This window comes from Microbacterium sp. DWRC1-3 (assembly GCF_049896645.1).
Classification (GTDB): Bacteria; Actinomycetota; Actinomycetes; order Actinomycetales; family Microbacteriaceae; genus Microbacterium; species Microbacterium maritypicum.
Genome location: NZ_JAFCUS010000002.1, coordinates 75,809 through 91,077 on the forward strand (window position 1 = coordinate 75,809; position 15,269 = coordinate 91,077).

12 protein-coding genes are annotated in these 15,269 nt (G+C 71.8%); 7 read left to right on the forward strand and 5 right to left on the reverse strand.

Translation table 11 applies throughout. The features are described 5' to 3' along the window. Positions 1-9 precede the first annotated feature (9 nt). Genes ACP699_RS13055 through ACP699_RS13070 form a run of 4 tightly spaced genes read right to left on the reverse strand, consistent with a single transcriptional unit; the run spans position 10 to position 4,881 of the window. Entirely contained in the window at positions 10-786 is a 777-nt protein-coding gene (locus ACP699_RS13055; RefSeq protein WP_426171680.1) for an ABC transporter ATP-binding protein, read from the reverse strand. Continuing rightward, positions 783-1,919, reverse strand: a complete 1,137-nt coding sequence (locus ACP699_RS13060; RefSeq protein WP_426171682.1) for a FecCD family ABC transporter permease — start codon at positions 1,917-1,919, stop codon at positions 783-785. Before ACP699_RS13060 ends, ACP699_RS13055 begins: the two co-directional genes overlap by 4 nt. Next, positions 1,916-3,679: a prolyl oligopeptidase family serine peptidase gene (locus ACP699_RS13065; RefSeq protein WP_426171684.1), complete on the reverse strand. Its 1,764-nt coding sequence runs from the start codon at positions 3,677-3,679 to the stop codon at positions 1,916-1,918. The genes ACP699_RS13060 and ACP699_RS13065 overlap by 4 nt, the downstream gene beginning before the upstream one ends. Beyond that, positions 3,676-4,881, reverse strand: a complete 1,206-nt coding sequence (locus ACP699_RS13070) for a hypothetical protein (protein ID WP_426171686.1) — start codon at positions 4,879-4,881, stop codon at positions 3,676-3,678. Before ACP699_RS13070 ends, ACP699_RS13065 begins: the two co-directional genes overlap by 4 nt. Before the next feature lie 115 nt (positions 4,882-4,996). Here ACP699_RS13070 and amiA point away from each other — a divergent pair, with 115 nt between their 5' ends. The 7 genes from amiA (at position 4,997) to ACP699_RS13105 (ending at position 12,717) form a co-directional block, all read left to right on the forward strand. Then, a complete protein-coding gene (gene amiA, locus ACP699_RS13075; protein ID WP_017831216.1) occupies positions 4,997-5,095 on the forward strand; it encodes a streptamidine family RiPP in 99 nt (32 codons plus the stop codon). 85 nt (positions 5,096-5,180) lie between these two features. Then, complete coding sequence (locus tag ACP699_RS13080) at positions 5,181-5,981, forward strand: hypothetical protein (protein WP_426171688.1); 801 nt, start codon at positions 5,181-5,183, stop codon at positions 5,979-5,981. Continuing rightward, complete coding sequence (locus ACP699_RS13085) at positions 5,978-6,979, forward strand: CocE/NonD family hydrolase (protein WP_426171690.1); 1,002 nt, start codon at positions 5,978-5,980, stop codon at positions 6,977-6,979. The genes ACP699_RS13080 and ACP699_RS13085 overlap by 4 nt, the downstream gene beginning before the upstream one ends. After that, on the forward strand, positions 6,976-8,367 hold the full coding sequence (locus ACP699_RS13090; RefSeq protein WP_426171692.1) for a YcaO-like family protein: 1,392 nt from the start codon (positions 6,976-6,978) through the stop codon (positions 8,365-8,367). The genes ACP699_RS13085 and ACP699_RS13090 overlap by 4 nt, the downstream gene beginning before the upstream one ends. 8 nt (positions 8,368-8,375) lie before the next feature. After that, a complete protein-coding gene (locus tag ACP699_RS13095) occupies positions 8,376-9,398 on the forward strand; it encodes a hypothetical protein (RefSeq protein WP_426171694.1) in 1,023 nt (340 codons plus the stop codon). Further along, positions 9,395-11,029, forward strand: a complete 1,635-nt coding sequence (locus tag ACP699_RS13100) for an ATP-binding cassette domain-containing protein (protein ID WP_426171696.1) — start codon at positions 9,395-9,397, stop codon at positions 11,027-11,029. Before ACP699_RS13095 ends, ACP699_RS13100 begins: the two co-directional genes overlap by 4 nt. Further along, positions 11,026-12,717, forward strand: coding sequence for an ATP-binding cassette domain-containing protein (locus ACP699_RS13105; protein ID WP_426171698.1), 1,692 nt, complete (start codon positions 11,026-11,028; stop codon positions 12,715-12,717). Before ACP699_RS13100 ends, ACP699_RS13105 begins: the two co-directional genes overlap by 4 nt. Here the strand turns inward: ACP699_RS13105 and ACP699_RS13110 are convergent. Continuing rightward, entirely contained in the window at positions 12,689-15,223 is a 2,535-nt protein-coding gene (locus ACP699_RS13110) for a DEAD/DEAH box helicase (RefSeq protein WP_426171700.1), read from the reverse strand. The genes ACP699_RS13105 and ACP699_RS13110 overlap by 29 nt on opposite strands. Between the last annotated feature and the right edge of the window lie 46 nt (positions 15,224-15,269).

Consider the following 15,269-nt stretch of genomic DNA (forward strand, 5'->3'; position numbering starts at 1 on the left):
TCGAGCGGATCAGCCGGCGGGCTGTCGCGGATGGAACGTCATCGCCCGCGCCCCGGTGTCGACCTCGATGGCGACGCGGGCGGTGACGTGGAAGACCTCGTCGACGAGCGCGGGGGTGAGCACGGTGTCGGGCGGACCGAAGGCGACGAGCCTGCCCTCGTCGAGCACGGCGACGTCGTCGCAGAACGCCGCGGCGATGTTGAGGTCGTGCAGGGCCGCGATCACGGTCGTGCCGAGTCCGCTCACGACGCGCATCAGGTCGAGCTGGTGCGCGATGTCGAGGTGGTTGGTCGGTTCGTCCAGCACGAGGATCTCGCCGCTCTGCGCGAGCGCACGGGCGAGCATCACCCGCTGGCGCTGACCACCCGAGAGCCGTCGCACCAGGCGGTCGCCGAGGTCGTGCACGTCGGCGGTGCGCAGGGCCTCGTCGACGATGCGCTGATCCTCCGCGGTGTCCCGGCTGAAAGGCGGACGATGCGGCGAACGGCCCACGAGCACGGTCTCCCGCACGGTCAGATCGAACTCGGACGGGGAGTCCTGCAGCATGACAGACACGGTGCGCGCGAGTGTGCGCGGGGCCAGCTGCGACACGTCGGCGCCGTCGATCAGCACGCGTCCGGCGTGCGGACGCTGACCCGTGAAGAGCGCGCGCAGGAGCGTGGACTTGCCGCTGCCGTTCGGGCCGAGGAGTCCCACGATGCGCCCGGTGCCGACCTCGAGGTCGATGCCGTGCAGCACGGTGCGACCGCCGCGTGCGACGCTCACGTCGTCGAACAGCACGCTCATCGGTCGAACCCCGCCCGCTCGCCGCCGCTGCGCATCAGCCACAGGAAGAACGGAGCCCCGACGAACGCGGTGAGGATCCCGAGGGGGATCTCGGTCGGCATCGCGACCGTGCGGGCGAGCAGATCGGCGACCATGAGGAACAGCGCGCCGCCGAGGACCGTGATCGGCAGCATCCGCCGATGATCCGAGCCGACCAGGAGTCGAGCCATGTGCGGCACGACGAGGCCGACGAAGCCGATGCCGCCGCTCACGGCGACGATCGCACCGGTCAGGAGCGAGGCGAGCACGAGCAGCAGACCGCGCAGCCTGGTCGTGCGCACGCCCACCGCCATTGCCGACTCGTCGCCGGAGAGCAGCGCGTTCATCGATCGCGAGAGCCCGAACACGGCGATGCAGGCGATCGCGAGCGCGACCGCGGGGATCAGCAGCGACGACATGTCGGCGGCCGACACGCTGCCGAGCAGGAAGAACATCACGCTGACGACGTTCTGGGCGTCGGTGGTGAGCGTGAGGTAGCTGGTCACGGCACTCAGCAGGGCGCCGAGTGCGACACCGGCGAGGATCATCCTGGTCGGCGACAGCTCTCCGCGGATGCGCGCGAGCATGGCGACGAGGATGCAGGCGACCATAGCGCCCACGAAGGCCGCCCCGCTCATCGTGAGGCCGAGGAACGTGGCCCCGCCCGAGACGATCACCAGTACAGCGCCGACACTCGCCCCGGACGAGACGCCGAGGATGTACGGCTCGGCGAGCGGGTTGCGCACGACGGCCTGCATCATCGCCCCGGCGAGAGCGAGCCCTGCGCCCGAGAGCGCGGCCAGGAGCGATCGCGGCACCCGGAACTGCCACACGGCCTGGTCCTGCAACGGGGTGAGCGAACCGTCGGACATCCAGGGCATGCCGGGTACCAGGTGGCCGATCACGATCTTCGCGGCGTCGAGGGGGGAGACGGCGACGGGTCCGGTGGCCGCGGAGAGCACGAGGACGAGCACGGCGAGCACGGCGATGGTCGTCACGGTGGGACCGACCGGCAGCATCCGGCGGCCTCCGCTCCGGGCCCGGCGACGCTCGCCGCCTCGGCGCCGGGGGAAGCGGATGCGCCGTTCGGCGAGGGTGGCGGTCGATGCGCTCACAGGGAGGCTCCGTTCGGGGCGTCGGAGGGCATGGTGGTCGTGACTTCGGCCGCGAAGTCGAGCACGGTGAGACCGAGCGCGTGCAGTGCAGCGGATTCGTTCGCGCCGTGCCCTGCTCCGGCGGCCGTCCAGAGGCGGGCCGAGCCGCCCGCCTGCTGCAGCGCCTCGACCATCCGGTGCGTGTCTCGGGCGAGCACCCGGGTGTCCTCACCGAGCACGACACCGAGGTAGGAGGGGATCGGAGTCCCGACCGGGAGTGCTTCGGCCTGGGCGAGGGGAGAGAGGAGGCGAACGTGAGCGCGTGATCCCGGTGTGCCGTCGTCGCCGAACTCGGCTCGCCAGCGCGCCCCGAGCGGATGATCGTCCAGGGCGAGCAGGTCGAGGGGAGCGGCGGTGGTCACGAAGCCCGCGCACAGCTCCGGATGCTCGATCGCGCACCCGGCTGCGATGACCCCGCCCAGGGAGGCCCCGGCGATCACGAGCAGATCGGGGCGGGTGATCCCGGCCGCGATGAGTCCGCGTGCGACGTCGGCGAGGTCGGCGATCGTGCGGTGCTTTCGGGCGCCGCGGCCCGCTTCACGCCAGGCCCTTCCGCGCTCGCCGCCACCGCGGAGCTGCGCGGAGGCGTAGGCGCCGCCGAAGGCGACCCATGCGGGCACGGTGGGTTCGAAGAGCGGGAGATGGGGCACGCCGAAGCCGCCGTAGCAGGTCAGGATCAGCGGCACCGGGCCTTCTGCGCCCGGCGGAGCGGTCACGTGGACGGTCAGGGTCGCGCCGTCGTCGGCGGGCAGATCGTGGCGCACGGTGGCGCCGAGGGTCTCCGCCGGAGGGGGAGCGATCGTGGCGTTCTCCTTCGTGCGCTCGACGATCCGCGGTGGGGTGAGCGGCCCTTCGACGCCCAGGTGCAGCACACCGTCGTCGAACCCGATCGCCGTCGTCGTGAGGGTGTCGGAGTCGGCCGAGTCCGCTTCGGAGCGTTCGATCTCGACGCCGTCGACCAGGTCGACGAGCACGCTGCGCCCGTCGGCGACGGCGAGCACGACGACACGGTCCCCGTGCGCTGCGACATCGACGATCTGCGCGTCGGGATCGCTCCAGCGCCAGAGCACGCCGTGCTTCGCGTCGCCGTCGACGCCGGCACCGTCGTTCGCCACGGCATCGAGCCCGCCGTCGTGCCACACCAGCACGCCGGCGTCGAGCGGCGCGGCGCGCAGGAGCGCGGGCCACCGTCCCAGAAGGGTCCCGGTGGTCCGGTCGGTCAGCGTCGTGCCTCGGGAGCCCGAGCTCAGGGCGCGCAGTCCGCTCTTCCCGCCCGGGAACAGCCGCAGTCGCGCCTCGGACGCGAGGGGGACAGCCCGTCGCGTATCCGTCTCGAGGTCGAGGGTCACGAGCATCCGGTCGCGGCTCGCGACGACGTCGAGGCTCCGCGAGTCCGCTACCCACACCACGGTGTCGTAGCGCAGGCGGATGTCTGGATGCAGGCGCAGCGTGCCGGCGGCGACGTCGACGATGCCGAACACGGCGTTCTCGTCGGCGGAGGGTGCCCACTCGACGGCGACGAGTCGGCGGTCGGGGGAGGGGAAGATCCGGTGCAGGTGGCCGTCGGGCTCGATCACGGTCGTGCCGTCGACGCGGTGGATGCCGCGGCGGGAGCGGTCGTCCGCTCTGCCCAGCGTGAACCCGCCGAGCGGCAGGCCCGGACGGCCGTGGCGCTCGGCGCGCGCGAGGGCGTCGTCGAACAGGGATCGGTGCGCGCTCATCGCCCCACCAGGTCGTCGATGCGGTCGCCGCCACCCGCCCACAGCAGGTGTCCGCCCTCGTCGAGCGGGGTGGGCAGCTCGATCGTGGAGATGCCCTCATCGTCGAGCAGGAGGATCGTGCCGTCTCCCCCGCTGGTGACCGCGATCGTTCCGGTCCTGGGATCGATCGCGAGGGAGCGGCGCTGCGCGGGGCGACCATCGACGCCGTCCCACGGCAGCTGTCCTGCGCGGGGCGGGTGTGTCATCGCCGGGATCGGAGTGATCCGCGAGACGCGCGCCTGTGCACGATCGATCACCACCACGACATCGCCGTCGGGGTGGATCACGCACACCGCCGCGATGCCCGTGGCGAGTGCGAACCGGAAGGCGAGTCCCGGTGGCAACGGCACGGAACGGGTCGCTCCCGACGCGAGGTCGATCTCGACGAAGGTGTTGGTCCACTCCGGCCACGCTCCGGGGGAGGCCGGTCCGCCGCGGACGATGCCCGTGGCTCTTCCCGTGTCACCGGCGAGGCGCAGGTAGTACGCGCGTCCGGGGACGGGCCAGGGGACGATGCCGATGGCGCGGGGCAGCCCGGCGTCGACGACGAACCGTTCGAGGCCGCGGCTCGTCGCGATGCCGACGACACCGGAGCCCGGGTCCATCACGTCGCCGTGGCCGTCTGCGGCGAGGTCGTCGAGGAGGTGTCCGCGCAGAACCGGGGCGTGGGCTCCGACGTCGAGGGCTCTCGCCAGGGGCAGCGCCTCCACTGCGCCGGGCTCGCGATGGCGGAGCACGATCGTCGGTTCTCCAGAGGCCTGATCGGGGGCGAGTACGACCCCGGGTTCGCCCGTGCGCACCCGGAAGCGCACGGAGGAGTCGGTCGTGAGGTCGACGACCGACACCAGGTCGCTCCACGCCTCCTCGTTCATCCCCAGGCCGGAGGTGACGACCACGTGGCGGCCGCTCGGATCGCAGGCGAGGTGCTCGGCGGGGATGGCGATCGGGATGCGCCGCACGGCGTCCGTGTCGCCGACGACCAGCGCGCCGCCGCGGTCGTCGGCGAAGGCCCAGCGCCCGGCTGCTCCGGTGGGCAGGCGGAGGAAGCCCGCGTGCTCGGCGAGCCAGCTGTCGGCGACCGCGACACGCCGGGAGCCGTCGTGGATCTCGTAGACGACTCCGGCCCGGTGATCAGCGGCGAGGAGGGGTGTGGAGGAGGGCATGTCAGCGATCCTAGTAGATATTGAGAATCATTATCATTTAGGGTCGTCAGTGTTCACACATCGTGAACCCGCCCCGCACACCGCGGGACGGACCACCTCACTGAAGGAGAACGAAATGGAAAAGCAGATCCTCGCCGAGATCGAAGAGTCCGAGCAGCTGGCGCACCTGTCGGCATCGCACTCGAACGCACTGGTCGAGAACCCCTTCGACTGATCGCGGATCCTTCCGTCGCGCTTTCGAGCGCACTCCCGTCCGGCCGGGCGTTCGCGCCCGGCCGGGCCCATCACCGAGAGAATCCATGACTTCCGAACCCCGCATCCTGCCGCTCCCCGGCTCCGGCGCCCATCTCGTCGTCGGTGCCGACGGTCGCCCCCGGATCCGCCTGCGCACCGGACGATTCGCCCTGGTCGACGCGCCGCCCGCAGAGCTGTTCGGCGCCCTCGAAAGCGACGCCGAGAGCGATGCCGCTCTCACCCTCGACCGCGTCACCCGTGAGGTGCAGGAGCGCGAGGCTGCCGACGCGCTGCGCCGGTGGCCGGTGGATCGCCGTGCTGTCTGCCTCATCGGCACCGGCCCGTTCGTAGACGAGCTGGAGCGCATGCTCGCGGGCTGGGGCGCGCAGGTCACCGTCGTGGACACCGCGTCGGAACCGGTGGACGACGCCGCCCTCGTGATCGCCTACGCCGAGGGTGCGCACGATCGTCGACGATGGGCCGCCCTCGATCTCCTTCCCCAGCGCGGAATCGCCTGGCTCCGCGTCCACAGGGAGGGCGAGAGCATCCTGATCGATCCGCTCGCGATCGATGCGAGCGACCCGACCTCCAGCCAGGTGGCCACACGGCGGCTGGCGGCCAGCAGTGCGCCGGCGTCGAGCGAGGCCTGGCAGCACGCGGGTCCGCCTGCCGCCGTCCCCGTCGACGGCGCGACCAGGGTGCTCGCCCTCGCCCGAACGTTGCACGTGATCCTCGCCTGGGCGCAGGGCGGTGCGGAACTCGACCGCCTGCGCACGAGCCTCTGGAAGCTGGTGCCGGCGACCGGCGCCGTCAGCGAGCACACGGTGCTCCCCTTCCCCGCGGCCCCGCGCCGGGTGCTCCGATGACCCCGCCGCGCGACGCCCGCCTCCACACCGTCGTCGCGGATGACGGCGCCCTGTTGCGCGGCTGGGCCTGGGAGCCCGCCGAGCCTCGGGGCGTGGTGATCATCCGCACGCCCTACGGGGCCTGGCGTCACGGCGACACCGCTCGCGCGTGGACCGGCCGGGGCTACCGCTGCGTGATCCACGACGTGCGCGGACGACACTCGTCCGACGGCGAATGGCACCCCTACCTCGCGGAACGCAGCGACGGACGCGTGGTGGTCGAGGCGGTCAGGGCCGAGAACCCCGGGCTCCCCCTCGTGCTGTCCGGCGGCTCGTACGCCGCGCACACCGCGCTCGAAGCCGCCAGGGCCGCCGACGTCGACGCGCTGGTGCTCCTGGTCCCCGCGCTCGGGCTCGCCGAGACCGCCTGGGACGAGAACGGGCACCCCCACCTGCACCACCGGATCGGGTGGTGGCACCAGCACGGCCGGGGAGCGCGCTCCCAGCCGCCGCTGACCGATGAGGAGCTCGCGGCACGCGTCGCGCGGGCGACCGAGGTCGGCGTGCACCGGGCTGCCGAGGAGTGGGGCTGGTCGCGCGTGGCACTGTCCGGGTGGCGACGACTCTGGTCCGCTCCGGCCGTGGACCTCGACCGTGCGTACGGCGCGCTTCGTGCGCCGCTGCTGCTGATCCGCGGCGATCACGACTTCTTCTTCGCGGATGCCGGTCGGCTCGCTGCCGCCTGGCGAGGGCCCGTCCACCTGGTCGACGGTCCGTGGGGGCACCGGCTCGCCGCAGACATCGACGACGACGAGGTCCGCTCCCGGTTGCGCCGCGCAGGCGGCATCGGACGCGTGCTCGATTCCTGGCTCGCCGAGAACGGGCTGCCAGCGGAGGAATCGGCGCCCGTGTCCGCGCCGGCATCCACCTCGCGCGAGCAGGGACCGCCCGGGCTCCGCCGCACCCGATCCGCCTTCGAACCCGACACCGGTCGCTGGCGATACGAGAGGACAGCATGACCGCGCACCACACCCTCGACCGCACGACGCTCCCGGCCGAGGCGCTGGTCGATGCGGAGACCGGCATCATCCGTTCCGTGCGGGAGGTTCCCCACCCGGTCGGCGCCCCGCACCGATACCTGGCGCTGACGGCATCCGTCGCCGACGCCCGCATGCTGGGCGAGTGGCCCGCCGACCGGGTCTCCCTCGGTACGTCGTTCGGCGACCCCGCTCAGGCACGCATCGCCGCGATCGGCGAGGGGGTGGAACGATACTGCGGCAACTGGCTGCCCGATGTGCTCCCTCGCGACGAGCTGCGCGTCGCCACCGCGCAGGAGCTGCGCGCCGAAGGGGAGAGCGTCATCGACGAGGACGATCTCCCGCGTTTCGCCGACTGGCAGCTCACGCGCCCCGGCTTCCCCTATCAGCGGCTGCTTCCCTCGACGCCGACGCTCTGGGCGCGCTGCGAAGACCTCGACGGCGGCTCGGTGTGGATGCCGGACGCGCTCGTGCACCTGAACTGGCGGCAGTCGCGCTTCCGCTCGCTGCCGCGGACGCACCACCTGAACTATGCGGGCATCGCCACCGGGGCGGGTTTCGACGACGCCCGCGACCGCGGGGTGATCGAGGTGATCGAGCGGGATGCGCTCGAAGTGTGGTGGCACCTCGACGGGCCGACGTTCGGCATCGACCCGGCAACGGTCCCCGGTCTTCTCGACGATCTGCGAGGCAGCAGCCTGCGCGTGTGGCTGGTGGCGATGCCCTCGGAGTTCGCCCCGGCGATCGGCGCGCTCGTGCACGACGAGGAGCGCGGGCTCTACGCCGCCGGCTTCTCGGCCGCGCTCGATCCGGCACGCGCGGCGCGGAAGGCGGTGCTCGAAGCCGTGCACACCTGGATCTACACGCAGGGCTGCACGACCGCGGACGGATGGGTGTTCCGTGCGGTCGCCGAGGGGTTGATGGCGAAGGGCCTGACCCTCGACTTCCGCCCAGACGCCGACTACACGGCCGCTGCGGGGTCGCAGTTCGAGAACGTGATCGACCTCGGAGCGCACGTGCAGGTGTGGCTCGATCCGACCGTGCACGACCAGGCGCGTCGCTTCCGTGCGCCCGCGCAGGGGGTGCATCCGCTGAGCACGATGAGCCCGGTGACGATGGACGAGGTGTACGAGCGCCTGCGCGCTCGTGGACACCGTGTGCTCACGCGCGACCTCACGACCACCGATGTGCGCCGGACCGCCCTGCGCGTGGTGCGCTCGATCGTGACGGGGCTCGTGCCCAACGCTCCGGCGGCGTTCTCGTACCTCGGGATGCCGCGGTTCCGTGAGGCGGCGGAGGATCGCGGCTGGCGCGCGACGTGGACCGGGGCTCCGGAGGACTTCACGCTCCTCCCGGCCCCGCACATGTGAGATCGGCCATGAGCCCATCGATCAGCGCATTCCCGGGTCTTCCCGCCCCGCTCGACGAGGCGCCGACGTCGCGCATGCCCGCGGGTCCGTTGCCGCCGGGGCCGCGGACGAACGCCTGGCACCGCACCGGCGCGGTGGCGGATGAACCCCACCGGGGTGCGCGGGAGCTCGTGGATGCCCTCTGGCACCCGGGGCGGTTCCATCGGAGTGCGGACGGGCTGAGCACACGCATCCGTCAGCGTCCTGTCCCGTCGGCCGGGGCGTGCTACCCGGTGCAGACACATCTGATCGACGGGGCCGGCGCACGCTGGGCGGTCGATCACGAGGAGGGCATCTTCCGCCGTCGCGACATCGCCGCCGATCGTGCGGACGGATGGCCATCGCCCGCCGCGGACGACGGCATCGCGCGCGTGGTGTTCACGGTGCTGCCCGGTCGGTCCTTCGGTCGCTACCGGCATCGGGCGTGGCCGCTATGGATCGCCGATGCTGCCTACGCGGTCGCCGGCGTGCTCTTCCTGCTGGGGGTGCAGGCCGGACCGGTGGAGGTCGGCCCCTCGACCCGGCTCCGGTCTCTGCTCGGGGTGCCTCGCGCGACGGATGCCGATGCCTGGATCCGTCGCGGGCTCGCGCCGGAGATCCCGCTTACTGCGATCGAGATCCCCCACGAGCCGGCGCCGGATCCCGCGGCTCGTCGTGCTCTCGGAGCCCGGCGCTCGCCCGCGACCGCGGAGTTCGGTACCCGGATCGGCGGCACACCCGCGCCCGCGATCGAGCGCATCGCGAGAGCTTCCGGGCAGGCCTGGGTGCGCGGGGCGACCGAGGTCCACTCCTGGTCGGTGCCGGTCGCCGCCCCATCCGCGGTCGTCGGCGCCGCGCTCTGGAGCGCCCATCTCGACGCGGCTCGCCTCTGCTACGAGGCCGCGCTCCTCGGAGACAGGGGCGCCCGCCCCGTCTCCGGCTTCTCTGCGACCGGTGACCGGTGGATCCTCCATGCGCTCGCCTTCCTCGACTCTCCCGGAGGTGCACGATGATGATCGTCCCCGAGCTGTGGCGCGAGGCGCGACGGCATCCCTGGCTCCTGACGGGGAGCATCCTGCTCCTGCTCCTCGTGTTCGCCACACACCTCCTGCAGGCGCTCGCGCTCGCCTGGTCGCTCGCGGCCTTCGTGCGCGGCGACGCAGCGGGGGCCGTGGGAGGCATCGGCGCGATACTCGCGATCGGGCTCCTGCGGATGCTGCTGACGCTCGTGCAGGGTGATGTCGCCTCCCGCCTGGGCGGAAGGGTGAGAGAAGACCTGCGGGGCGCGGCGGTCGCGGCAGTCCTCGTACCCGAACGGCTGCACGACGCCCGCCTCCGCGACGGCTCGACGCAGCTGGCACTCGGCGACGGCATCGACGGCACCGACGCCTACGTGTCGAAGTACATCCCTGCCGTGATGCAGCTCGTCGTCGGCAGCGTGGTCGCGGTGTGCCTGGTCGCAGTGCTGTCACCCCTGATCGCGCTGTGCGTCGCCGCGGGGATCCTGCTCGCGGTGCTGGGCCCTCTGCTGTGGAAGCGGATGCTCGCCCGGCGCGGATTCGAGCACTGGGACAGCTACGAGACTCTCAGCGGCGACCTGCTCGAGGCGCTCCGGGGCATGTCGACGCTGCGTGCGCTGGGTGACGTGACGGCCACGCGGTCGCGCCTGCACACCAGGTCGGAGGCACTGCGGGCGGCCACCGAACGCGTGATGCGGTCATCGCTCGCGGAGACCGCCATCACCGACTTCGCCGTGCAGGCGGGAGTGGTGATCGCCGCCGGGCTCGCGGTCGTCTCCGTCATGACCGGGCAGCCGCCGGCCGTCGAGGTCTACGCGCTGCTGCTGCTCTCTTCGGAGGCGTTCCGTCCCGTGCGCGAGCTCTCCCGCCACTGGCACGCCGGATTCCTCGGGCTCACGGCCGTTCCGGGCCTCTCCGCGCTCGGGGCGTTCCGCCGGTCGCCCGCAGCTGCGACGGAGCGCGAGACGACACCGGCGACCTCCGCCGACGTGCTCCGCATCTCCGGGCTCTCCTACCGCTACCCCGGCGCCGATCACGATGTGCTCCGCGGCGTCGAGCTCCACGCCGAGCGCGGCCAGGTGCATGCGATCGCCGGCCCGTCCGGCGCCGGCAAGTCCACCCTCTTCGACCTCGTGCTCGGCTTCCTGCCGGCCACGGCGGGCACGGTCGAGTTCGACGGGCGTCCGCTGCACCCGAGCGACGTGGCCGTGGTCTCGCAGCGGCCGGTCCTGTTCGCCGGGACCATCAGGGAGAACGTCGATCTGTTCGACGCCGGGCAGGAGGCGCTGGAACGCGCGTGCGCGGCGGCAGGGGTGCTCGATGAGATCCGAGCGATCCCGGGAGGCTTCGACGCGATGGTGGCCGAGGCGGGGACGAGCCTGTCCGGCGGGCAGCGGCAGCGCCTCGCCCTCGCCAGGGCGCTGCTCGCCCACCGCCCCGTGCTGCTCGTGGACGAGCCGACCAGCGCCCTCGACGACCGCAGTGCCCTGACCGTGGCCGAGACGCTCGAACGCGTCGCCGCAGAGAGGATCGTGCTCATGATCAGCCACCGTCCCGAGGCCCTGGCCCGTGCCGCCGACGTGCGGGTGCTCCGCGACGGAGTGCTCGTGGAGGAGACCTCATGACCTCGTCGGCAGGCATCCTCGCCCGGTTGCTTCCGCCGCTGAGACCGGAATGGCGACGCATCGTCGGCAGCTACCTGATCGCCACCACGAGCCTGTGCGCCCTCGCGGCCATCGGGGTGCTCACCGCCCTCGGTGTGGGCGGGGCCGTCGTGCACGCGGAGTGGCCGCCGGTCGGCTGGTGGCTCACGCTTGGCGCCCTCGTGCTGCTGCGCACGTTCCTCACCTGGCGCGAGATGGACGTCTCGCACGCCCTCGCCTACCGGGTGCTCGCCCGGTTGCGGATGGCGTTGTTCGACGCCTACGCGCGCAGCGTTCCCGGGCGCCGACGCGAGCACTCCGGGCGTGCGGCATCCGTGGCGATGACCGACATCGAGAAGCTGGAGTTCTTCTACGCGCATACGGTCGCTCAGATCGGCGCCGCGCTCACGCTGTTCGCCGGAGCGCTGGTGTGCGCGTTCCTCGTGATGCCGATGGCGGGGGTCGTGATGCTCGGTGGAGCGGCGGCGGTCGCCCTCACTGCCGGGGCCGGAGCGGGTCCTGCGCGACGGATCGGTGCGCGCGAGCAGCGGGAGCGGGAGGAGCAGTCCGAACGGCTGGTCGACGCGCTCGGTGCGCTGCGCGAGATCCTCGCCTACGGCCTGCAGGATCGGGTGGTGCGCGAGGCTGTCGCGGGAACGCGGAGGTCGGCGCGCATCAGCCGCCGGCGCGAGGCCATCGCCCACCTCGTCGACGGGATGCGCGAGCTGATCCTCACCGCTGTCGTGATCGGCGTGATCGCGGCGACCCTGGCTCTCGACGGCACGGTCGGGGGCACACAGGCCGCGCTGCTGCCCGCCGTGATCGCACTCGCCGTGGCCGGAGTCGCCGCGGTCGCGGATGCCGCGCACACCGTGTCCGAGCTGCATCCGCTGATCGCCAGCGCCGCTCGCGTGGGTGCGGGGCTCGACCGCCCACCGGTGGTGTCGCCGGTCGATCGTCCGCTGCCGCTGCCCGACGGTCCGCTCGGCGTGCGCTTCGAGAAGGTGTCGTTCTCGTACGACGACCGCACGGAGGTGCTGCACGGCTGGTCGATCGACGTCGATCCCGGCGAGCACGTCGGACTCGCGGGGCCGTCCGGAGCCGGCAAGAGCACGGTCATCGCGCTCGCGGCGCGGCTGTGGGATCCCGCTGCGGGCGCGGTCGCGCTCGTCGATGCCGCGGGTCTCGCGTACCCCCTCGGCCGCATCCGTGACGACGATCTCCGCCGGACCGTGGCCGTGGTGGAGCAGGATGCGCGACTCTTCCACGGCACCGTGCGCGACAACCTCGTGCGCGGCGCCGACGCCCGCACCGACGAGGAGCTGCGTCGCGCGCTCACGTGGGTGGGTGCCGACGGCTGGATCACCCTCGACGACGACCTCGGCGAGCACGGGGTGCGTCTCTCCGGTGGTCAGCGTGCGCGGCTGGCACTGGCTCGTGCGCTGTGCCGGGAGCCGAGGGTGCTCATCGTCGACGAGATCACCGCGAGCCTGGATGCCGAATCGGAGCGCATCATCTCCGATGTGCTCGAGGACTTCGACGGGACGGTCATCGCCGCCTCCCACCGGCGGGAGACGCTGGGGAGATTCGGACGGGTGGTCGGTGTGGAGAGAGAAGGTGTGGAGCGCGAGGAGGCTGCGGCTACAGCCGGTCCACTCCGGTCACCGTGACGACGGCCTGACCTGCGTCGTCGGAGTCGGCGAGGTCGATCGTCGCGGTGATGCCCCAGTCGTGATCGCCGGCGGGGTCGTCGAAGATCTGCCGCGCGCTCCAGGAGGTGGCGCCCTCGGTGAGGATCAGCAGCTTCGAGCTGCGGGCATCGGCCCCGGTGAGGATCTCGTCGTGGTCGGCGAAGTACCCGTCGAGGGCATCGGACCAGGCGTCGGCACCGAAGCCCGGATCGAGCTCGGCCAGCGCGTCCACGTCTTCCCTCGCGGCGAGCTGCACGCGGCGGAACAGCTCGTTGCGCACCAGGATGCGGAACGCGCGGATGTTGCTCGTGAGGCGCTTGGGCGCGGGCGGGACGATCGGCTCGTCGGGCGCGTGCGGATCGAAGCGCCCGTTGTCGACGCCGGCGATCAGCTCCTCCCACTCGTCGAGCAGGCTGGAGTCGACCTGTCGCACGAGCTCGCCGAGCCATTCGATCAGGTCGCGCAGATCCTCGTCCTTGAACTCCTCCGGGATGGTCTGCGAGGCCGCCCGGTAGGCGTCGGAGAGGTAGCGCAGCACCACGCCCTCGGAGCGCGCGATCTTGTAGTACGCGACATATTCCCCGAACGACATGGCGCGCTCGTACATGTCGCGCACGACCGACTTGGGGTGCAGCTTGAAGTCGCGGATCCAGGGCTGCGCCGCGCTGAAGGTCTCGAACGCCGCGGTCAGCAGCTCGTCGAGCGGTTTCGGGTAGGTGATCTGCTCGAGCAGCTCCATGCGCTCGTCGTACTCGATGCCCTCGGCCTTCATCGCCGCGACCGCTTCGCCGCGGGCCTGGAACTCCTGCTGGCTCAGCACCGCGCGCGGATCATCGAGCGTCGACTCCACGATCGAGATCATGTCGAGCGCATACGAACCGGTACCAGTGCCGGCGGAGGGATCGGGGTCGAGCAGCTCGAAGGCGGCCAGGGCGAACGGCGACAGCGGCTGGTTGAGGGCGAAGTTCGGCTGCAGATCGACCGTGAGGCGGACGTCTCCCTCCGGGGTCTTCTCGACGATGCCCGATTCGCGGAGCGTGCGGTAGATGCCGATGGCCCTGATCGCGAGCTCGCGTTGGCGCTTCCGCGGCTCATGGTTGTCGTATACCAGCGCACGCATATTCGCGAACACGTCACCGCCACGGGCGATCACGTTGAGCATCATCGCGCTCGTGATCTGCATGTGCGAGGTCAGAGTCTCCGGCACGGCGTCGATGAGCTTGCGGAAGGAGGGCTCCCCCCACGACACGAACCCGTCCGGCGCCTTCTTGCGGACGATCTTGCGCTTCTTCTTCGGGTCGTCGCCGGCCTTCTTCACGGCCGCGACGTTCTCGCTCTCGTGCTCGGGCGCCTGTGCGACCACCGTGCCGGCGGTGTCGTAGCCCGCACGTCCTGCGCGGCCGGCGATCTGATGGAACTCGCGGGCGTTCAGCTGCCGCATCCTGGTGCCGTCGAACTTCGTGAGCGCGGTGAGCAGGACGGTGCGGATCGGCACGTTGATGCCCACGCCGAGGGTGTCGGTGCCGCAGATCACACGCAGCAGTCCGCGCTGGGCGAGCTGCTCGACCAGTCGCCGGTACTTCGGCAGCATGCCGGCGTGGTGCACGCCGATCCCCGCGCGCAGGAAGCGGGAGAGGGTCTTGCCGAACGCGGTCGTGAAGCGGAACTCGGCGATCAGCGCCGCGATCTCGTCACGCTGCTCGCGGGTGGCGACCTTCGTGCTGGAGAGCGCCTGGGCCCGCTCCATCGCCGCGGCCTGAGAGAAGTGCACGACGTAGATCGGTGCCTGCCCCGTGCTCAGCAGGTCATCGATGGTCTCGTGGATCGGCGTCGTCTCATAGAAGAAGTGCAGGGGGACGGGACGCTCGACACCGGTCACGGTCGCCGTCTCGCGACCGGTGCGCCGGGTGAGGTCGGTCGCGAGCTCTGTCACGTCGCCGAGAGTCGCCGACATCAGGATGAACTGGGCCTGCGGCAGCTCGAGCAGGGGCACCTGCCATGCCCAGCCGCGGTCGGGGTCGGCGTAGAAGTGGAACTCGTCCATCACGACCTGACCGACGTCGGCATCGGTGCCCTGGCGCAGCGAGAGGTTCGCGAGGATCTCCGCCGTGCAGCAGATGATCGGGGCATCGGCGTTCACGGAGGAGTCGCCCGTGACCATGCCGACGTTCTCCGCGCCGAACACGTCGACCAGCGCGAAGAACTTCTCGCTCACGAGCGCCTTGATCGGTGCGGTGTAGTAGCTGCGGCGTCCGGCGACGAGGGCGCTGAAGTGCGCGCCGATCGCGACGAGCGACTTCCCGGTGCCGGTGGGGGTCGAGAGGATCAGGTTGTTGCCGGAGACGATCTCGATGACCGCCTCGTCCTGCGCCGGGTAGAGGCTGATGCCGGTGGACTCCGCCCATTCGACGAACGCGAGGTAGACGGCATCCGGATCCGCGGCGTCCGGAACGAGGGCGGGATCGAGCCGTGGAGTGGAAGTCATGGTCCCTCGATCATCCCATCCGCCCGCGACGGTCGCGCCCGGGGCA